A 21,137-nucleotide genomic window follows, 5' to 3' on the forward strand; every position below is an offset into this window, starting at 1 on the left:
GAAACATCCCCTGATGAAGCCAGGACCCCGGAAGACTTTCCGGTGGATTCCGTGAACGCCTTACCAATCTCCAATTTAATTGGTAAGACCAATTGTCCATTTGCATATTAACATAAGCCCCATAGGGTCGCATCCAAAAGCGTTCGAGATTAAGGCGATTAATGCGAAAATTGTTACCGAGTTAGCAGTTTTTAACCGGCAATGACAAGTTGGCATCAGATAACGCTGAAATTCACCTTGCTCAGCATATTAGATAGCGCTCAAGACCATGAAAGCACAATAAGAAAAAGGGGCACATTTGCCCCTTTTTTATCTTATGCATGAGTGTTACAGCAGCGCTGGAATGCCTTCAATCATGCCCACGGCCAGCATGGCGGCAAGGCAGATAACGAACGCGAGCCCGGGAATAACGACCCGGTCAACGAATGACAGGTTGGCGGCACGCTCTTTGTCACCAATCAGGCCATTGTTGTCCAAAAGCATGGTCAGTGCCCAGGCCAGCACAGGGTTGGCCACGAACGAACCGAAGATACAGATCCCGGCAGCCTGGCTGCTTTGGTTGTCTTTCACCATCTGCAGACCGGCTTCCAGCAGCGGCAGGAATACACCTACCAGCAGGGCAATGGACATCACTGGACGCCAGGTGGTCAGATCCATCGGATAACCTACAATCGCCACGATAATACACAGGCTACCCAGCAAAATGGCACCGGCAGGAATAGGACGCTTGGCGATGGCGGCCGGGATCATATATGTACCCCAGCTCGATGTAATGTTACCGCCGCCCACGGCAGTACCCACCATTTGGCGCAGTGAGCAGGTGGTCATGGTGTCATCCACGTCCATCAGTACTTTTTCCGCGCCCTTTGGGTAGTTCAGCTCCTGGAAAATACGGTGGCCGAGGAAGTCCGGGGACCACATGGCAACCGCCAGAATGGCAAAGGGCAGAGATGCGATAAAGTGCTGCATATTGGGCAGGCCAAGCTGCCAGCCGGTTTCGGTAGAGCCCCACCAGTACACAGGGTTCAGGTTGGGTAAACCGGGGGCCGTGGTGAATTTAAGATCAAGTCCGGCGCCCAGGGCAAAGGCCATCACAATGGCGGCAATGGAGCACAGTGGAATGGCGAGCCAGCGTTTTCCGAACTTGGCAAGCAGGGCGTAAATCACCACGTTGGCGAGCAGAATAAAGAAGGCGACATAGCCTAAGGAGTAATCCAGCGCGTGCTTGGCTTCGAGGCCGCCAGCCCAGCTGAACAAGGATTCAATCTGGCTCTTGGCCCCCATAAAACCGAGGAACACCAATAGGCCCCCGGCGACCCCGCTGCTGGTAAGATTCACCAGCCGCGACCCCCCTTTAAAGAAGGACAGCAAGAGACCAAATACCCCCAACAGAATTGCCAGTGCCAGTGGGTGAGCACCGGCCAGCGCGATGGCACCAATCAGCGGGATCATGGGGCCATGGTTACCGCCAAGGTTGGCGCGGGGATTGATAAAGCCGGAGCTGATGATACAGAAGAGCAGGGCGGGAATGAGCATTTCGACCCGCACCACAGAGATGATAAAGTCGGCACCAAGGTTAATGTGATCCCAGCGCTCGGTAAGACCCGAGGCCCAGGCCGCCATCACGGCAGAATACATCACGGTAATGCCGATGGTGCCGGCAATGGCGGGAACCAAATCTTCCCATTCAAAGTTAAAGTCACGACCGGGCAGGTTGAGGCCCCAGCGTCTGGGATTCATGATTTTCAGTTCATGATCCAGATAGGCTTCACGGGATGAAAACTCCGACGCAGGACGATGGAGCTCGCGGTAGCTTTTTTCCGCGTTATCGCTGGTGGCCGTGTCGGTCTCGGTGAGGCCGATGGCCTCAGGTTGATATGCTGTTTCTGACATGTTAATCCCCAAAACAACAGCGTGTTGAGCCTGCTTGACCAGCTTTGAAAGCATCCTTGTTGCTCTGGCCTGTTACTGTCGTAAAAAGCCTGTCAGAAACGGTTTAGATGGTAAAAACGCGTCTGTTTTACCACCCCAAACCCGGGGTCCTAAAATCTGCTCAAATTGGTCATACCAATTTACCTGTTAAAAATGTTACCACAGCCGTTATAGCCTCTCATCAACTATCAATCTTTCTGAAGCACCCTGATGACGGATTTGCGACACAGCTAACATAGCTGGATGTTGGGCCATGCAGTCTATTGCACTGGGGCACAATAATTGCGTAGGGGAGAGGGTTTCAGGGGGTAACACCCGCAACCAGGCGCAGCCGCAGGGCCGACGTAGGGAAGAACACCGGCTTTTTACCTGAGTATCAATTATCCCGCGTCAGCTAGTCTGGCTTATTGCCACCTTTTTACCTTAAAAGCTCTGCGCACTGCTTCAAGGCTCTGCTCACCGGTTTGGGAGTGATTATTCCGGAGGTGCCATCCCGGCATGACCGGCTTGTTTCACTGCCAGGTGCTTCACATGTCTGGGTTCACTCACGAGCCCGTGCAGGCCACGGATGTAATTGAAAACCCAAACTCTGCACTTTTCATTTATTTTCAACTTCTTGGCTTTATTTCTGTGAACTTTGTGACTTTGGCGACTACCGAGTGTTCTGACTGACACTCAGTCTTGTTCAAAAAGTCGCTTTCAATCTCTTTCCATCAAACAAACTGATATCCAGCATCAAAAGTATTCGATATTGCTCATGGTTGCTGCTTGCTACATTTGGGGCAATGCAGCAGCCAAGCTGTTGGTACAGAAACTTTTTATTGATATGGGTGCCAGATATGCCAACTCATCTCCACCAGCGTAAAACGCCGTTGGCGCCGCCGCGCTCAACCAAGGGCGCGACACCGCCCGGGACACGCGATGGCGGCCTGATGGCCGATATCTGTTATGCAAGCCGAAAGAAGCTTGCCAAGGGACAGCGGCAACGGTTTGCCGAGGCCGTGTATGCAGGGATTTTCATCGGTCTGGGGTTTGTCTTTTACCTGACGGTGACCACAGGCAGCGCCGGCGCGCCATGGGGCATGGTGCGTCTCGCCGGTGCGCTCGCCTTCAGTTTGGGGCTGATGTTGGTGGTACTGCTGGGAATGGAGCTTTTTACGGGCACAGTGCTGACCGCCATCCCCTGGGTTCAGGGCTCGGCCCGGTTATCGACCCTGCTTAAAAGCTGGCTTTGCGTTTATTGTGGCAACGCCTTGGGGGCGCTGAGTCTGGCCGTATTGGTGCTGCTTGCGGGAGTGTGGCAACTCGATGGTGGGCTGTGGGGGGTTAATCTGATATCCACGGCACTTCACAAGCTGCACCACGGCTGGTGGGAGGCGTTTTTCCTGGGGGTACTTTGTAACTTTTTGGTTTGCCTTGGGGTTTGGCTCAGTTTTCTCAGTGCTAATCCGGGCACCCGGGCGCTGCTCCTGATGCTGCCGGTGGCGCTTTTTGTGAGCAGCGGCTTTGAGCACAGTATTGCCAACCTGTTTTTGCTGCCTCTTGCCGGCATGCTGGCTCAGCACATCCCGGATACGTTATTGCTTACCCATGGCATTGAGCCGGCGCGGCTTGCTGAGCTGACACCCGCCAACATGCTGCAACTCAATCTGCTGCCCGTCACCCTCGGCAACATCGTTGGCGGCGCTGTGCTGGTGGGGATGGGGCTCCTGGGCGTGCACAGGTTGGGAGAGCGCTCGGCGCACTCTGTCTCTGCTACCGCTGCCAATATTGGGGCAGGGCTTAGTTTGGTTACCACCGAAGCCTGCGTATCTGTTGCCGATGGTGCTCCGGCAGACCTCCGCCATTCCGGGCAGCCAAGCCGGTTCACCAACACGCATTTAAAACCCACACCCAGTTCACCTTGTCTGACACCACTGCCCGATGGGCTTCATCCTGCGGCAGCGTCACCCTTATCGTTGGAGCAAACCATGATGAATAAACACCTGAATACCCTTACCGTTTCCGCCTTGTTGGAGCCAGCTGTCACCTTAACGCCAGATATGAACCTGTGGCAGTCGTTGGCACTGATGGAAAGTGCGGGTGGCGTGTCCTGTCCTGTGGTGGCCGACGGTGGCCGCCTTGTGGGAATGCTCGCACCCCAGGACGCCATGCGGGGCCTGTGGGCGGAGGAGTTTGCCGCCGATGGCAGTTACCGGGTAGGGGACATGATGCAAAAAGTGCTGCATACAGTCGCTGCAGATGAGCCGCTTTTGACCGTGCTTGAATACTGGGTGGTCGACAGGCAGCGGCTCTTTCCGGTGACGGGCGAAGGGCATTGGCTGGGAACGGGATATCAGGCCTACGAAGAGCGTCTGAGGGGCGCTGTGGCAGCCAGTCCCGCAACCTTGCCGGTGGTGGACGCCGGGGTGCTAAAGGGCGTCATTCACCGTGATGCCTTGCTGCGATTGCTGCAAAGTGTCAGAGAAAAAGTCCCCGAATAACTCCTTTCAGACTTTCTCCTGGCTCGTGTGCCTGTGGCGCGCGAGCCTTTTTGCTTCGGATATTACACAGTCACGCAGCGGGTTTTCGGTGGCATCGGCGCGCCATACGAAAGACAACTGGCGCTTCATGTTCAGTTTGGGCGTTGACAGGATAATGAGTTGCCCGGCTGCCACATCCCGCTCCACATCCAAATAGGGCAGTGCACTGAGGTAGGGGCCATTTTTTACCAGCGCCTTCAGCACAGGTACCTGCTCATACTCCCGCCATACGTTTAATCTGTCGAGATTGCCATGGATAGCAGCATCGAAAATGCGCCGGGTTCCGGCGCCCTGTTCCCGCAGTACCCATTTGGCCTGCTCCAGCTGTGACAGGCTGACATTGCCGTACTTGCCGTAGGGATGGTGGGGCGCGGCAATCACCACCAGATGATCGTCAAGCCAGGGCTCCAACACCAAATGGGCATCGTCGCTGCGCCCTTCGATGATGCCAAAGTCCACCTCATACTCCTGCACCGCCGTGATAACGTTTTCGGTGTTTTCGACCATCAGCTCAATATGGATTTGTGGAAAGTCGCTATCAAGACGGCTGATGAGATCCCCAAGCAGGTGTTCAGCCGCCGTTTGGCTGGCCCCCATGGACAAACTGCCGGATAGCAGGTGCTGGTCGTGCAGTCCCATGGCAATTTGTTGAGCATCGGCCAACAGCTTGCGGGCGCGGGGTCTGAGCCAGTGTCCCCAATGGCTCAACATCAGCCGGTTTCCCTGACGGATAAAGAGCGGCCTGCCGAGCAAGCTTTCCAGTTGTTGCAGCGACATGCTGACGGCGGACTGGGTCATGGACAGTTTACGGGCTGCGCCGGACACACTTTCGAGACTGGCGACAGCATCAAATACCGACATTTGTTTGAGGGTGTATTTCATGACAGCAGCTATCAGAGGAATTGATGGTTTCCTGTCATTCTATAAGGCGCGCGGCCTTGCCTTAAATGGCCCATGGCAGAGTTTTTGAATTCTGCAGCCCGGCGCACACTTTGGGCGTGGGCTTTCTGCCACAGAGACTGTGGCGCCGATATCTACTGCCTGGAAATCGTGATGTGGCTTTATATTTTTACTTTTTATTCAACCGCATAAAAAATTATTGAGCCTTGTTGGTGTGGGCGGTGTTAAGGACAGTTAAAGGCTTTTGAGGTATAGTCAGCGCCTTTCGTTTCAATGCGTTCATGGATATGTAATGTATTCGTGGATGATTAACTGGATAAGTACAGACGATGACGACCAGACCTGACCCTTCACCGAGTGCCACTGCCATTGCGCCACCGCCCCGGACGGGTACCTGGGTGATGCCGGACACCCTGGTGATCATATTTTTTGTGGCGCTTTTTGCCGCACTCATGACCTATTTGGTGCCAGTGGGGTCTTTTGATACCCAGACAGTGGCCTTTGTGCAGGACGGGGTGGAGAAAACCCGTCAGGTGGTCGACCCGGATTCGTTCCGTTACGACCTCGATGAACAGGGTGAGCCGAAATTGGCACCGATCCCTGCCTTCGACCCTCAGGGTAAAGGCTTCTTCAACTACATGTTTGAAGGCCTGGTATCCGGCGACAAATGGGGCAGTGCCGTTGGCGTAATCATGTTTATGCTGGTGATTGGCGGCTCCTTCGGGGTTGTGATGGCCACAGGCACCATAGATAACGGCATATTGCGGCTTATTCATCACACCCAGGGGCGGGAGTTTTTGTTTATTCCCGTGCTCTTTAGCCTGTTTTCCCTCGGCGGCGCCGTGTTCGGCATGGGGGAAGAGGCCATTGCCTTTGCCATCATCATCTGCCCGTTAATGATACGTCTTGGCTATGATGGCATTACCACAGTGATGGTGACCTATGTGGCTACCCAGGTGGGCTTCGGTGCCAGTTGGATGAATCCTTTCAGTGTGGCCATTGCCCAGGGGATTGCCGGTATTCCCGTGCTCTCGGGCGCAGCGGTGCGTATCCCCATGTGGATAGGTTTTACCCTGCTTGGCATCGCTTTTACCATGATTTATGCCCGTAAAATCAAGGCAGCGCCGGCGTTGTCATACAGCTATGCCACCGACACCCACTTCAGACAGGCCCAGCAGGGCAGTGACGACCAAAACCATGCTGGCAACAGCCGGTTTAATCTGGGTGATTATTTGGTGCTCGCCACCATAATCGCCACCATGGTGTGGGTGATTTGGGGCGTGGTAGCCAAACACTGGTTTATCCCTGAGATTGCCAGCCAATTTTTCACCATGGGGCTGGTTGCCGGTTTGATTGCAGTGATCTTTAACTTAAACGGCCTCACCCTCAATGGCATGGCCAGGGCCTTTAAAGATGGTGCAGCCACCATGCTGGAGCCCTGTTTGTTGGTGGGCAGTGCCGCGGGTATTTTGATTTTGCTTGGCAAGGGCGGCCCCACAGAGCCTTCGGTGCTCAACAGTATTCTCTCGGCTGCAGGCGGCTTTATCGGGCATTTACCCGATGCGCTGTCGGCCTGGTTTATGTTGCTGTTTCAGTCGGTATTCAACTTCTTTGTGACCTCAGGCTCTGGCCAGGCGGCGCTGACCATGCCCTTGATGGCGCCGCTCGCCGATATCGTCGGCGTGAGCCGTCAGGTGGCTGTGCTGGCATTTCAGTTGGGTGATGGTTTTACCAATGTGTTGGTGCCTACATCGGCCTCTTTGATGGCAACCCTGGGGGTATGCCGGGTTGAATTCAGCGCCTGGGTGAAATTTATCTGGCGCTTTATGCTGTTGCTGCTGATTGCCGCCAGTGTGATGGTAATTGGGGCACATTACCTCGGCTTCAACTGACGGAAAAATGCCGCTTCGCTCTGGTGACTGGTGATTTAAGCGCCGCAGTTTGCAGTCTAAGCGCGGCTGCCTATCTAACGCCAGCTGTCTGATTACAGGTCTAATTCCTGAAGTCCTGTAAGCCTATGACTAACAACCAGGCAACATGAATAGCGCGCTTTCAGGCATTGAACCTATCAAAGCACATAAAAAAAACGGCACCCACGGGTGCCGTTTTTATTCAGGACTCAGCGTCGATTAGAACTTCACTTCGCCTTCTACGAACCACTCACGACCACGCGCGTTGTACACGGAACGTGGGTAGTGTGGCCAAGAGGTGTCAGTTGGGTCGAAGTTAGGACCTACGTTGAACAGGTTCACAACACCGGCCTTAACCTTGATACCGTCGGTGATGTTATAACCGGCAGTCAGGTTCCACTTGGTCTGAGAAGCAACTTCATAATCGCTTTCGTTGAACTCAGGGCTGTCAGACTTGAATGACTTGTAAGAAGAACCGTGCATGCGTGCAGTGTGGTAGGCACCCACAGTGGCTTCGAAGTCTTCGATGAACCAGCTCAGCACCATGTTGGCGCGGTACTGTGGCAGGCCGCCATCGTCCAGATCGTCATCTACCGCAGCGGTAGGATCGGTCTGGCCTTCAGACTTCAGCAGGTAAGAACCGTTGAAGTTCAGTTTCAGTTCACCGAACTCGTTGATATCCCAACCGTAACCGGCAGTCACGTCGATACCGCGAACTTTCTGGAAAGCCAGGTTCTGGGCAACGGCGTTGATGTGAGTGATGGTACCGGTCTCATCACGGGTGATCATGTTGGCATAGGTTTCGTATTCGCGGGCAGCTTTGCTGGCGCTGATATCGCTCACCATGTCATCCAGTTTCCATTCCCACACGTCGATAGAGGCGTTCAGGCTCTCACCGCCCCATACCGCGCCGATGTTGGCAGTGTAGCCTTCTTCAGCCTTCAGGTCCTTGTTGGCACCGGTGGTAGAGTCGATGTGCAGTTCGTTACACACTGTGTTGATGGTGGCATCAGGATGTGTCTTACCTGGAGAACCGCCCAGTTCCTGACACTTCTTGAAGTCGATTACAGTGGCGAAGCCCTTGGTGGCATCACCGTATACACGGTGCATGTCTGGGGCGCGGAATACCTTACCGATGGTACCACGTACCAGCAGCTCGTCCATTGGACGGTACTCGATAGCTACCTGAGGAGTCAGGTTGCCGCCAAAGTCTGAGTAACGGTCATAACGTACAGCGGCATCAACAACCAGATCTTCCAGAACTGGCAGACGCATTTCCAGGTAAGTTGCCCAGTAAGAACGCTCACCGGCACCTGATGAACCGCCGCGGCTCAGGATGTTACCTTTCTTGGACTCAGAATCTGTGTCAGTTTCGTAGTCTTGCTTGGTGTATTCAGCACCGAAAGCGAAGTCAGCGTCACCGGCTGGCAGTTCAAACGCAGTACCGGAGATGTTGGCCTGTACGTTTTTCTGGGTAGACTGAGCGCGCTCGAATGGAGAGTAAGCCACGCTGGCTACTTCAGCGGCAGTCATAGGCTTGAGGGCAGAAACACCGTTCTCACCCTGAGACAGGTAGCTGAACATGCTGCCTACACTGGCGTAACCTGAGCTGAAGATATCCAGTTCAGTGCGACCATAGTTAACAGACGCATCCCAGTTGTAGCTGTCGGCAATCACACCTTCCAGACCAGCGGTAAAGAAGAAGTTTTGGGTGTTGGTTTCACCGCTGCGGTTGCTGAACTCGTGCAGACGACGAACATAGTAGTATTCGCCATCGGGAGCATCAGCAAAGTCACCGCCCAGACCAGTGGTCTTGTTGAAGCTCTTGGTCAGGCTTGGATCCAGGTCAACACCCAGGGTGATTTGGTCACCGGCTACAGTTACTGTGTAGTTGTCGATACCCATTGGTTCGATGCGGGTAGTGGACTGTGCCTTGGCATAATCCATACGGCCTACGAAAGACAGGTCGTCAGACAGCTCATAGGTGAAGTTGGTTGAGCTGATGAAACGGCTGCTTTCCGGTGCCAGATCGCGCCACGCAGAGCGGTCGAAACCACAGAGGTTCTTCTCGGCTACCCACAGGTAACCTTCAGCAATACAGCGCTCCATTGGGATGCTGCCGGCAAAGGTGTTGCCTTTTGGACCACCGGCGATACGGGCACCGTAAGAGCTGTAGGCAGAGTATTCGCTGTAAGGCACTTTATCAGTGTGCAGACCGAATACTTCACGGTCAGAGGCTCTCAGACGCTCGTTATCGGTGAATTCGATAAAGGTAGACACGTTACCACGGTCAGAAGAGGCACCCAGAGACAGGGCGATACGATCTGAACCGCCACCACCCTCAGTGGTGTCACCGTGACGGTATTTCAGGGCAACGCCTTCGAAATCGTCTTTCAGGATGATGTTAACCACACCACCTACGGCGTCAGCACCGTATACGGCAGAAGCACCGGATTGCAGTACTTCGATACGGGCTACGGCTTCCATTGGCAGGTTGGCCGTGTCAACGAAGTTGTCAGTACCGCCGGCTGGCTTTGGATACTGGTTCAGACGCTTACCGTTGATCAGCGTCAGAGTACGGCTGGCACCGGCGCCACGCAGGCTGATAGAAGAAGCGGCTGGAGTAAAGCCGTGCACAGACTGAGTGGTCATGGCGCCTGTGGTAGAAGTCAGGCTTTCCAGAGCGTCCTGAATAGTGGTGAAACCTTGCTTGGCCATTTCTTCAGAGCTAAGAACGGTAACAGGCGTTGCTGATTCCAGATCGGTACGCTTAATACGTGAACCTGTTACTTCGATGCGTTCTACTTTTGCACCATCGGCTTCTTCGGCAAAGGCGGTAGCGCTGGTGATAGCTACAGAAGCAGCACCACCGATCAGCGCAAAGCGTACCGCTTTGGCCAGAGTGTTGTTAACGAGCATGATAATCTCCCTGACACTTAAATGTGTTTTGCTTTTTATAGGACGATATCCCGATACAAATTAATTAAATCCGTGATCGAAATTCGTCTGGCTGGAGATATAACCACACCGAATTTACATGTGCAACACAGAGCTAAAGTATTAGAAGTTTATGAATATAAACCAAAAATAAAACCAAAAAATAACACAAATAAAACAATGTGACGTTTTGTGAACGTTGGCTTTGGTTTAAATGGTTTCAGGTGTTAATAAAAGGTTTTTTATTATTTAATAAAGGTTTCATTATCGTATTTTTAGTGTGTTTACGAAGATATAAATTCCTTTAAATCGCAATGAAAAGTAACAAATTGTCATAATTAAAAAAATGTGTAAGAGCAAAAAATCTGCAAAAAGAGAGATTTTTTCAAGTATATAAGGGTCGCTATTCTGTATATTTTGTCGGCTCCACCTCGGAATATTTTAAATACTCCTATTTGTTAACAAATATCATTTGGGGAGTTGTTAATAAATTTGATTGAATTAATCTGCTCAAATATTAACTTTTGTGCTGTTTGAAGTAGAAAGCCAGATATTTTGCGCTCACAAAAAGTACCACTGCCGCAGCGACAGTCAGCTCAAGATTTGCCAGATGTGACAGCCCCTGAGTCAGCTTGCTGACATACCCTTGGCCAGCCAGCCAATCGTGGGTTTTGTACAGAGCCGTGGCGCCAATGACCATGGGGAAAGTAAAGGCCGCAAACCCCGGGCTGAAGGGCAACCGCAGCAAATGGAAGAAGGCAAGATAGATGATACTGGTCATCAGCACTGCCAGGGTCAGCAATAAACCTATTATTACCACCGAAGGTTCGGGGATAAGGCTCAGGTAACCCGCCAATGACAGGCTTGCCGGGGCGGCGAGAATCGCCAGGGTTGGCTGAGCGGCCTGGGGCACTGCGGCGCGAAAAATAAGCCGGTACAGCATCACTGGCAGCATCACAAGGTAGGCCAGCATACCAAACCACAGCAGAGCCTCTGCAAGCACTCTTGGGCCATGGGGAGGAAAGGCCACCGCCGCCACTATGATGCCAATGGGGGGCACGAACCAGCTGGGTACCATGCTATCCAGAGAAAAATTACGGCAGCGATGAACACTAAAGACGGTCAGAAAGCCCAGGTGTGCGGCCACGGCCAATAACCACAGCAACTCACCTGCGCCGGCAACATAATTACCAAGACAGCGGGACACCACCATCCATCCCATGGCATAGGTGGGGATAACACTGCCCAACACCGGATGGGCCAGCTCCTCGGCCAGGATTTTGGGGTGAAGGATAAACTTGATGGTCAGGGCCATCAGCAAAATGGCACCGAGCAGGCTGCCCGCAAGCTGGGCCATCCCGTTTGCTGAGGGAAGGACATTCTCCAGCGTCCAGCCCAGGCTGGCAATGGCCAGTGCCAGCCCCCCCAGTGGACTGGGCAATTTGGCCGCGCTTGCGTGGAGGCGTTTATGCAGCCCCGTCTCAAAGGCGCCCTGTGTCGGGTTGGTTTGCATGGATTGCCGGTTCATATAGCACTCCTCATAAACAGTCAGTTCCTGAACCTGAATCGGTCCCTGGGTGAAAACAGTTTAAGGTGGGTGCTATGGTAATCATATTTGAATGTTATTAATCGTAAGGTAAGTATTATTTAATCTCGCAACAAAGCAGGGTATGGCCCAGGCCAATATTGTGCTTTTGCCAGCTGATAGCGAGCCCGGTCTCAGCGATAAGGCGCTCAAACACACTGGAGTGGTACATACGGCTGTTGCCATTGGCGATGGCGGTAAAGTAGAGACTGGTGGCATTCACACAGTAGGCGGATGCTTCATTGGGCTGCTTATCCCAGAAGGTTTCCAGAATATAGAGACGGCTGTCCCTGCCCATGGCCTCGCGGGTGTGGCTGAGCACGGCGCGGATTTGCGCCTCGCTGAAGCAATCGAGAAACTGACTCATCCAGTACACATCTGCGCCTTGGACAAAACTCGGAGCCTCGGTAAGTAAGTCCACCGGGTGATAATGGATGCGTTCGGCAAAGCCCGCCTCCGCACAGGCCACGCTAGCCAGCGCAAGTTGCTGAGGTAAGTCCATGATGGTGACTTTGAGGTCTGCCTGATAACCGCAGCAGGCCCTGGCCCACTTGCCGGTGTTACCGCCGATATCGACCAGATGCGCGGGCTTATCTGCCAATACCAGAGGCAACAGGCTGTCGAAGGCATGGTCTGAATAGAAGTGGTCGAAGGCGAACCAGCTTTCTTTTGCCGCCAAGGGCAGGGATGACAGTGCAGGATACAGGGTGTCCCAATCGCCAAACTGACTCAGTCCGGCCGGGGTGCCGCTCAGTAATGACTCTTCCAGCTTAAACATGCCCTGATAACAAATATGATGCACAAACTCGAGGTTGGTCCGGCTCATGCCATCGTGGAGTAAAAAATGGCCGGTTTTGTCCAGTTGATATTTGCCGTCTTCGTGCCACAACAAACCCATACTGAGTCCCATGTCCAGCAAGACACCGAGTGCATACGGGGATAATGGCTCGCCGGCAAACTGGATCTTCTGGTGTATTTCCGCAACGCTCGCGCCCCCGGTCTGGTCTATGGCATCAAGGACACCAAAGCGCAGCAGACAGCGCGCGGCCTGGAAACTGATAGGAGCAAAGGCGATTTTCTGCGCTTCACATTTGGCATCGAATGCATGCAGCGCTTTTGGCTTGGAATAGAAAGGCATAGCTCGGCCCTGAATTCAAAAAGGCCATTTGTATCAGGCTTTGCTGGCCTGGCTTATGATCTATGCCAAGGCTTGGGTAAAAAAGCCCTGGCCTTGGTGTCCTTGATTGCAACAGTGGGCGGCAGCTCATGTCGCGAAAGTAAAAAAAAGCGCCCACAGGCGCTTTTTTGCTGTTTTCATGCCATCAGCCCAATCAGCGCTGACTTAAGGCATAACCCCCTGCCACGTGGGCAACTGCGCTGAAACCGAAACGCTCGAGAGCCCTTGCTGCCACCAGTGAGCGACTGCCACTGCGGCAAATCAAAACCAGGGGGAGACTGCGGGCATCAGGCTCCCGCGCCACAAACCCGGCCAGGCGGGTGAGGGGGACGTTAACGCAGCGGCTCTCACGATGGGATAGCTGGTACTCATGAGGTTCACGGATATCCAATACCAAAGCCTCTGGATTGCTGTGAAGCAACTGCTCCAGGGTATCGACACTGTATTCTTCGACCCCTTTAGCCTGTTGGCACTGACCATAGGCACCGCACATGATGGTTTCACCCTGCACATCCTGAAGAGTTGCATCCATGGCGTCTTTACGGGCAACAAAGGTTGCTTCATCCAATGCGCCGGTCAGAACGTCCTTTAGCAGCGCTGACTGTTTAAGTTCGACGCCAAAATTAGTGAAGAAATCATTGTGGTAATCATGGGAAGACAGCAGCAGGCTCTGGTCTCCCAACACCCGGTACAGACGCTTGAGGGTATGGAAGAGTGCCACGCTGGAAGAGGATGGGAAGTTGCTGCGGCCAATACTGCCCGGCAACACGGTATCGCCCACAAAGGCAAACTGAGGTGTGTCAGCATCGTCCAGCATGATAAAGCTGTGGCTGTCGTCTGTGTGACCGGGGCTTGGCAGTGATATCAGGGTCTGGTTTCCAAGCACCAGACGCTTTACCTGTTCGTCATGCCACATCTGGCCTTTACTGCTCAAAGGCCAGCCCAGGTGATCGCACGTTTCTGTGAGACCAAGCTCGCCGGTCAGCTCGGTACGTATGCTCTGATGGTCGCCATGGCCATGGGTATCCAGCACGGCCACCACCTTGAGTTCCTGACAACGAACCAGATTGAGCAAACGGTGTTTCAGGGCTGGCAGCGGGTCAACTATCAGGGTTTCACGGCTGTCTTTATCGGTGTACACCCAGCAGCAGGCACCGTCGTCTTTAAATTGCACCAGGCCTTGCAGCGGCTCGCGGTCTGCTTCGCTGCTGCGGGAGTCGCGGGTGAGCAAACAGGAATGGGTCAGGGAGGACGCGGCGGTCACGATACGCTCGCAGGCGGCATCCAGTTCGGCAGCTGTCATGGCCGGGCCAAATGACAGGCGAATAGCCGATTCACTCTGCCAGCGGGGCAATCCCATGGCATCCAGCACAAAGCTGCGGGTGACTTTAGAGCTGCAGGCAGAGCCTGAGCTGACACGGATCCCGGCGGCATCAAAGAGATCCATGATTTCCTTGCTGGAAAAGCCCGGAATAGCAAAGTTCAGGGTAGTAGGAACTGTGTTTTCCAGGCTGTGGTTCAGCGTCACTTCGCCGAAGGCTTGCTCAAGTGCCGCAAGCAACTTGAGACGATAGCCCTTGAGGGTTTCCTTGGACTCAAAGCGCTCCTGGGCATCACCATTGAGCATATCCAGCACTACTTTGAGCGCCGCCATGGCCGGCAGGTTTTCGGTGCCTGAACGCAATCCGCCTTCCTGACCACCACCGGCGATAAAGGGTGTAAAGGGAGCGCCGTCGCGAATATAGAGCATGCCAATGCCTTTGGGGGCATAGAGTTTATGGCCACTGAAGGGCGCGTAGTCAATGCCGCTGCAGGCCAAATCGATAGCGAGTTTTCCCAGTGCCTGCACGCAGTCGACCATCCAGAAGACCGTGGGGTTGGCCTGTCTGATGCAGTGTGAAAGGGCATTCAGATCCTGATACACGCCGGTTTCGTTATTCACCGCCATGGTACAGATAAGCAGCGCGTTGGGGGCCTTGTCGCGGATAAACGCCATATCCAGACGACCTTGGGTATCCACCGGAATCGCCAGCACCTCGGCATTGATGCCAAGGACCTTGTTCCAGTGTTTGAGGGATTCAGGAACGGCCTTGTGCTCGGTGGCGCCATACAGTAAGCAGGCCCCTGCTGTGACGCCCTTGTCCCTGGCTGCCACCAGTGCAGACAAAATGGCGGTTTGGATGCCTTCGGTTGCACCGCTGGTGAACACCAGTTTACCTGCACCGGAACCCAGTTGTTTGCGGGCGGCTGCGCGGGTTTGTTCCATCAGGGCTTTGGCCTGCAGACCCGTAATATGGCTGCTGGAGGGATTCCCGTAGATATGCTCCATGGCATCCATGGCGGCTTTGGCAGCGGCGGGTAATACGGGAGTGGTGGCGTTGGCGTCGAGATAGATCAACGGCTTTGACTGGCTCATGGCTTTTTCTGTGCTCGTGTTGAATTGTTATAATTATTGGTTATATGAAATTCTTATGGATTATATTAGCAGTTTTTAGTGTAACGACAAGATGGCTTGTCGAAATTGGTATAAGCCTCGGCAGTGGGCCATTGTGGCAGCCGAACTGCACGGAAATAGCCATAAACCGCGGGATGCAATCACCCTTTAATATTCAAAACAGGAATTTAATGCAGGCAGTAAAGGTGATAGCTTTTAAAAACAAAGGCGGTGAGGCCCAACGTCAGGAAGCGCGAATGTTACAACCCTTACTTTATATCGGCCGGCAAGCGAGTCGCAGTGATGGCCAGGCCCGCAGAGTTGCCATTCTCGAGGCTACCCTTAAGCTGATAGTGGCCGAAGGGATCCGCGGAGTACGCCACCGGGCGGTGGCCTCAATGGCCCAGGTTCCACTGGCATCAACCACGTATTACTTCAGTGATATCAAAGAATTGATCCACGATGCCCTGACATTTCACGTGGAAAAAACCATGGCGGCCAATCTGGCCCTGGAAAAGCGGAGTTTTGCCGCGCTGGGAGAGTTTAACGCGGCCTCGCTTAAAGACCGCAGTCGCCGGGCGCAATTGGTGGCCATGCTGGGCGGCTTTGTTTGCGAGCACATCAAGGGCCATGCCAAAGACAGGGAAGGGCGGTTACTTGAGTTGGCTTTCCATGAAGAGGCGCTGCGTAACCCAGCGCTGGCCCAGGCCATAGTCGCACTCGATGATGCCATTTTCGGCCCCATGATGGGCTTTTTCGGTCAAATCGGTGCCAGTGCGCCGCGGGCGCTGGCGTGTCAGATGCTGGGACTTATCAGGCTGCTGGAGTATCGCTATACAGTGCGGCCATGGGACGAAGAAGAGTGCAAGAGCGCCGTGACGTCCCTGCTCGAATCCCAATTCGCCGCGATTTCTGCATAACGACTTTATGTGAAAAGCCCGCCCCCAAATTATTGGGGGCGGGCTTTTTTGTGTGGGTTGCCAAATGAACAACCCATCGTAAGACATTTACCGGTGCTTGTTACTGCACGTTTTCCTGATCGCCAAACTGACCCTGGAACAGTACAGAAGACAGGTACCGCTCGGCAGCTGACGGCAGCACTACCACGATGTTTTTGTCGGCAAACTCGGGCAGGGCAGCGATGCGGTTGGCGGCAACCACGGCAGCGCCGGAAGAAATACCCACCAGAATGCCTTCTTCTTTCATCAGGCGGTGGGCCATTTCGATGGCGTCTTCGTTGCTGACGGTTTCAACACGGTCAATCAGCTCAAGGTCAAGGTTGCCAGGAATAAAACCGGCACCGATACCCTGAATTTTGTGTGGACCAGGCTGTACTGGCTGACCGGCCAGTGTTTGGCTGATCACCGGTGAGTCTACAGGCTCAACAGCCACAGACACTATGGCCTTGCCCTGTGCCTTCTTGATGTAGCGGCTCACACCTGTGATGGTACCACCGGTACCCACACCGGCCACCACCACGTCAACGGCACCGTCGGTATCATTCCAGATCTCGGGGCCTGTGGTTTTTTCGTGGATTTCCGGGTTGGCAGGGTTGTCAAACTGCTGCAGCAGAACGTATTTTTCCGGTGCAGATTGACGGATTTCTTCGGCCTTTTCGATAGCTCCTTTCATGCCTTTGGCGCCTTCGGTCAGCACCAGGTTGGCACCCAGTGCCTTGAGCAGCTTACGGCGCTCCAGGCTCATGGTGTTGGGCATGGTCAGGGTCAGCTTGTAACCACGGGCCGCTGCCACGTAGGCCAGCGCAATACCTGTGTTACCGGACGTTGGTTCGATGAGTTCCTTGTCTTTGGTCAGCACACCACGCTTTTCGGCATCCCAAATCATGTTGGCGCCGATGCGGCACTTTACAGAGAAGCTGGGGTTACGTGCTTCAACCTTGGCCAGCACCTTGCCGTTGCTGACGCGGTTCAAACGCACCAGGGGGGTATTGCCAATCGTGTATGAATTATCTTCAAAGATTTTGCTCATGGGAATGCAGCTCCTGTGACTTTATCGCATTTAAGCATAATCGCTGTTACGCCGTTGAGAAGTGATTCTTTGTTCTTCGTTATTTCTTTTAGTTATTAAAGCATCCTCTTTTATTCATAATGTCTGATTTGTTCGGCAATTGAATGTGATAACCTCGAATCAATAATAAGAGAGTTGTCATCCACGGGTGTACAACCGCCGGACACAAGCATGACAGAGCCTCAAGCCAATCACACAGGTGCCTTGCCCGGTGGCAAGGACCCCCGCACCATCATTACGCCCCACGCCTTCAGTGTGAATGAAGGCCTGCTTTACACGCCGCTGGCATCCCCCCTGAAACGTGCCCTTGCCATCACCATCGATGGTTTGGTGATTACTGTGCTCGCAGAGGAAGCCGGTGTGGTGTTTGTGCTACTGGTATTGCTCGCCTCTTATCTGAATAAACGCCTCACCAGTGTTGGCCGCTATGCCAAGCTGGCTATCTACCTCTTGATGACCCTGGTTATGCTCTATGTGTTATCTGAGTCGCTGGCGCAGCGTGGCGACGGCGCAGAAAATGCCGGTGCGCAACAGTCCGATGGCATATCGGTGACCCAGTTAATCGCATTGGCGCCAAACACAACCGCACTTGCGCTTTGCGAAAACCAGCGCTGTGCCGAGGAACAGGCAGATGCCCTTGCCCAAAAGCTGTCGACCTCATCACTGTCCCGGGAAGAAGCCGAGGCGTTGCTTTTTGGCACCCTCGATGAGGTTTCGCTGACGGATGCGGAGCGTATGGCGCTGAAAGAGCGGCTAAAGGTGCATTTGGCCGGGTTACCAGAACGCGGCAGCGCGGCCTTGATAGAAGATAAAGCCACTTCAGCCGTGTTGCAGACTGGTTCGGCTCCGGACGCTGCACAGTCTCAGGATACATCGCCCGCAACCATGAAGATGTCCCCTGGGGATGATGAAAGAGACATCCAGTCTGGCAGTGGATTTAAAGATTTCGAGGCCGCCCCCATAGGCAATTACAGCCTCATTCAGTGGGTAAAAGGCATTTTAAACGACCTTGGCCTCGGTTTCGGCTGGGCCGCTTTCTACTTTACTGTGTTTACCGCCTGGTTTGATGGCCAGACACTGGGCAAAAAACTCCTTGGGATCCGGGTGATTTCATTGGACGGCTCCAAGTTGGGACTCTGGGCTGCTTTTGGCCGCTATGGCGGCTATGGCGCCGGGTTCGCGACCGGACTATTGGGTTTTTTGCAGGTGTATTGGGACGCAAACCGCCAGGCCATTCAGGACAAGATATCGTCCACCGTGGTGATTGATTTAACCAAACCACGGCAGACCCCAGATCCAGAAGGAAACAAAACATGACTCAGTCAATTGCCATTACCGGCACCGGCGTTTTTACGCCGCCGGAGGGGATAGACAATGATGCCCTTGTCGCCAGCTTTAATGCCTATGTCGATCTCTTTAACCGGGAGCATGAAGGCCAAATCGACCTTGGCCACATTGAGCCACTTGCCTACTCTTCCAGCGAATTTATTGAAAAGGCCTCGGGGATTAAGCATCGCTATGTGATGGTGAAAGACGGGATCCTCGACCCTGAAATCATGATGCCGCTGATCCCGGAGCGGCCAGCGGATGCCCTGTCACTGCAGGGTGAAATGGGGGTGTTGGCCGCTCAGGAGGCTCTGGCCAATGCCGGGCTGCAACCATCAGATATCGACCTGGTCATAGTCGCCTGCGCCTATACCCAAAGGGCGTATCCCGCCATGGCCATCGAGATTCAGCAGGCCCTGGGTACATCGGGCTTCGGGTTTGATATGCAGGTGGCCTGCAGCTCGGCCACCTTTGGTTTGGCTGCCGCCAAGGGCTTGATTGCCCAAGGCAGTGCCAGACGCGCCCTGGTAATTTGCCCCGAAATTTGCTCGGCGCAGGTCAACTACCGAGACCGCGACAGCCATTTTATTTTTGGTGATGTGGCCACAGCCATGGTGGTAGAGCCTTTGGTCGGCAGTCGCAGCCACCAGAGCTTCGAAATCCTCGGGCATCGCTGTGTGACCCAGTATTCCAACAACATTCGCAGCAATTTTGGCTTTCTCAATCGCTGCGATCCGGCTACCGCCTACGACGCCGACAAGCTGTTCCATCAGCAGGGCCGAAAAGTGTTCAAAGAACTCTTGCCTATGATCTACAGTCATCTCGACAGTCAGTTTGCTGAGGCAGGCCTCACGCCTGAGGCCATGAAGCGGCTGTGGCTGCATCAGGCCAACATCAATATGAACCAGTTTGTGGTGAAGAAGCTGCTGGGGGATGATGTGAGTGCAGATAAGGCGCCGGTGGTGCTCGACCGTTATGCCAACACGGCATCGGCCGGCTCTGTCATTGCGCTGCATCAGCACAGAGCAGGGCTTGGCAGTGGCGACCTGGGACTTCTGTGCTCCTTCGGCGCGGGTTATTCCATTGGCAGCTTTATTTTGCGGGCAGTGTAAGGAGTCTCAGGGTGCGGATTCTGGTCGTCGAAGACAGCAGCGTGGCAGCACGCGTCCTCAAGCATATGCTGACCCATCAGCTCGAGTGCAGCATTGACGTTGCGCCGGACTTAGCCAGCGCCGCGGCTCTGCTCGCCGAGCATGACTATTTTGTGGCCATCTGCGATCTCAACCTGCCCGATGCACCGGGCGGGGAGAGTGTCGAGCTGGTGCTTGGCAGTCAAACGCCCTGTATCGTGCTGACCGGCAGCCTGGATGCGCAGCAGCGACGGCGCTTGTTGCAAATGGGCATAGTGGATTATGTCTACAAGGAAAACCGTTACAGTTACGAGTACGTCGTCAAACTCATCGCCACCCTTGCCCGCAACCGCCACACCAAGGTGCTGGTGGCCGACGACTCGGCCCTCAGCCGCAAGTTTGTCCGTAACCTGCTGGAGCTGCATCTTTTTGAAGTGATTGAAGCCGAAAACGGTACCAGGGCCCTGGAGCTGCTTGACGCCGTGCCCGGCATTCGCCTGCTTATTGCCGATTACAATATGCCGGGTATCGATGGTTTTGAACTTATCCTAAAGGCCCGGGAAAAATTCAGCCGTGAGGAAATGGCGATTATCGGTCTTTCAAACGACACAGACGAAACCCTCACGGCGCGATTTATTAAAAACGGTGCCAATGATTTTTTGCAAAAGCCCTTTGTACACGAAGAGTTTCACTGTCGCGTCAGCAACACCCTGGAATCCCTTGAGATGGTCAGGCAGCTCTGGGAGCAGGCCAATCTGGATTACCTGACTTCAGTGTATAACCGCCGTTTTTTCTTCAATCGCTTCAGTCAGCAGGTGCCAGTGCTGGGGCAGCAGGGCGCGAGTTTTTCGCTCGCTGTGCTGGATATCGATTTTTTTAAAGACGTCAATGATAACCATGGCCATGATGTCGGCGATTTTGTACTCACTGAGTTTGCTTCCCGCTTGAAGCAGTCGCTCGGGCAACATTTTACCGTGGCCCGTTTTGGCGGCGAGGAATTTGTAGTGGCTTTGAAAGGGCTGGACGGCAAGCGTGTGCTGGCACTGATGGAAGGCTTTCGTGAACGCCTGGCGATGGAGCCATTTGTGTTTGGTGAGCTGGAACTGAGATTGACCGCAAGCATAGGCATTGCTGAGCTTGGGCAAGGCAGCGGGGATACTCTGGATAGCCTGATAAAACGTGCCGATGTGGCACTCTACCAAGCCAAAACAAGCGGGCGTAATCGCTGCGTGTTGGCAGAGTAAGTTCGTTTTGAA

At 54.0% G+C, this 21,137-nt stretch carries 13 protein-coding genes; 6 read left to right on the plus strand and 7 right to left on the minus strand.

The features are described from left to right. Nucleotides 1-327: 327 nt before the first annotated feature. On the minus strand, nt 328-1,893 hold the full coding sequence (locus K0H79_RS07640) for a DUF3360 domain-containing protein (RefSeq protein ID WP_258405493.1): 1,566 nt from the start codon (nt 1,891-1,893) through the stop codon (nt 328-330). 878 nt (nt 1,894-2,771) lie between these two features. On the opposite strand from K0H79_RS07640, the gene focA reads away from it, so the two are divergent. After that, entirely contained in the window at nt 2,772-4,415 is a 1,644-nt protein-coding gene (focA, locus tag K0H79_RS07645) for a formate transporter FocA (RefSeq protein WP_220077852.1), read from the plus strand. 6 nt (nt 4,416-4,421) lie between these two features. On the opposite strand, the gene K0H79_RS07650 is transcribed toward focA, so the two are convergent. After that, complete coding sequence (locus K0H79_RS07650) at nt 4,422-5,336, minus strand: LysR substrate-binding domain-containing protein (protein ID WP_220067484.1); 915 nt, start codon at nt 5,334-5,336, stop codon at nt 4,422-4,424. 347 nt (nt 5,337-5,683) lie between these two features. Between K0H79_RS07650 and yfcC the strand changes: the two genes are divergently transcribed. Then, nucleotides 5,684-7,246 carry a putative basic amino acid antiporter YfcC gene (gene yfcC / locus K0H79_RS07655; protein WP_220077853.1) on the plus strand — a complete coding sequence of 521 codons (1,563 nt, stop codon included), beginning with the start codon at nt 5,684-5,686 and terminating at the stop codon, nt 7,244-7,246. Nucleotides 7,247-7,483: 237 nt separating this feature from the next. Here yfcC and K0H79_RS07660 read toward each other — a convergent pair whose 3' ends face one another. The 4 genes from K0H79_RS07660 to K0H79_RS07675 all read right to left on the minus strand — a co-directional run bounded on the left by K0H79_RS07660 (nt 7,484) and on the right by K0H79_RS07675 (nt 15,379). Further along, nucleotides 7,484-10,183, minus strand: a complete 2,700-nt coding sequence (locus K0H79_RS07660; RefSeq protein ID WP_220067486.1) for a TonB-dependent siderophore receptor — start codon at nt 10,181-10,183, stop codon at nt 7,484-7,486. 535 nt (nt 10,184-10,718) lie between these two features. Further along, nucleotides 10,719-11,729 carry a TDT family transporter gene (locus tag K0H79_RS07665; RefSeq protein WP_220077854.1) on the minus strand — a complete coding sequence of 337 codons (1,011 nt, stop codon included), beginning with the start codon at nt 11,727-11,729 and terminating at the stop codon, nt 10,719-10,721. A 115-nt stretch (nt 11,730-11,844) separates the two neighbouring features. Beyond that, on the minus strand, nt 11,845-12,924 hold the full coding sequence (locus tag K0H79_RS07670) for a methyltransferase (protein WP_220077855.1): 1,080 nt from the start codon (nt 12,922-12,924) through the stop codon (nt 11,845-11,847). Nucleotides 12,925-13,117: 193 nt separating this feature from the next. Beyond that, on the minus strand, nt 13,118-15,379 hold the full coding sequence (locus tag K0H79_RS07675) for an aminotransferase class V-fold PLP-dependent enzyme (protein WP_220077856.1): 2,262 nt from the start codon (nt 15,377-15,379) through the stop codon (nt 13,118-13,120). Nucleotides 15,380-15,654: 275 nt separating this feature from the next. Between K0H79_RS07675 and K0H79_RS07680 the strand changes: the two genes are divergently transcribed. Then, nucleotides 15,655-16,317 (plus strand): TetR/AcrR family transcriptional regulator, encoded by a 663-nt coding sequence (locus K0H79_RS07680; protein WP_220077857.1) that lies wholly within the window; start codon nt 15,655-15,657, stop codon nt 16,315-16,317. A gap of 100 nt (nt 16,318-16,417) precedes the next feature. Here K0H79_RS07680 and cysK read toward each other — a convergent pair whose 3' ends face one another. After that, complete coding sequence (gene cysK / locus K0H79_RS07685) at nt 16,418-17,386, minus strand: cysteine synthase A (RefSeq protein ID WP_220067491.1); 969 nt, start codon at nt 17,384-17,386, stop codon at nt 16,418-16,420. A gap of 210 nt (nt 17,387-17,596) precedes the next feature. On the opposite strand from cysK, the gene K0H79_RS07690 reads away from it, so the two are divergent. The 3 genes from K0H79_RS07690 to K0H79_RS07700 are packed head-to-tail and all read left to right on the plus strand — an operon-like array spanning nt 17,597 to nt 21,125. Next, complete coding sequence (locus K0H79_RS07690; RefSeq protein ID WP_220077858.1) at nt 17,597-18,742, plus strand: RDD family protein; 1,146 nt, start codon at nt 17,597-17,599, stop codon at nt 18,740-18,742. Next, nucleotides 18,739-19,863, plus strand: coding sequence for a beta-ketoacyl-ACP synthase III (locus K0H79_RS07695; RefSeq protein ID WP_220067492.1), 1,125 nt, complete (start codon nt 18,739-18,741; stop codon nt 19,861-19,863). The genes K0H79_RS07690 and K0H79_RS07695 overlap by 4 nt, the downstream gene beginning before the upstream one ends. Before the next feature lie 11 nt (nt 19,864-19,874). Then, nucleotides 19,875-21,125 carry a response regulator gene (locus K0H79_RS07700; RefSeq protein ID WP_220077859.1) on the plus strand — a complete coding sequence of 417 codons (1,251 nt, stop codon included), beginning with the start codon at nt 19,875-19,877 and terminating at the stop codon, nt 21,123-21,125. The last annotated feature ends 12 nt before the right edge of the window (nt 21,126-21,137 follow it).

Origin of the sequence: Shewanella sp. FJAT-52076, from assembly GCF_019457455.1 — a bacterium.
GTDB lineage: Bacteria > Pseudomonadota > Gammaproteobacteria > Enterobacterales > Shewanellaceae > Shewanella > Shewanella zhangzhouensis.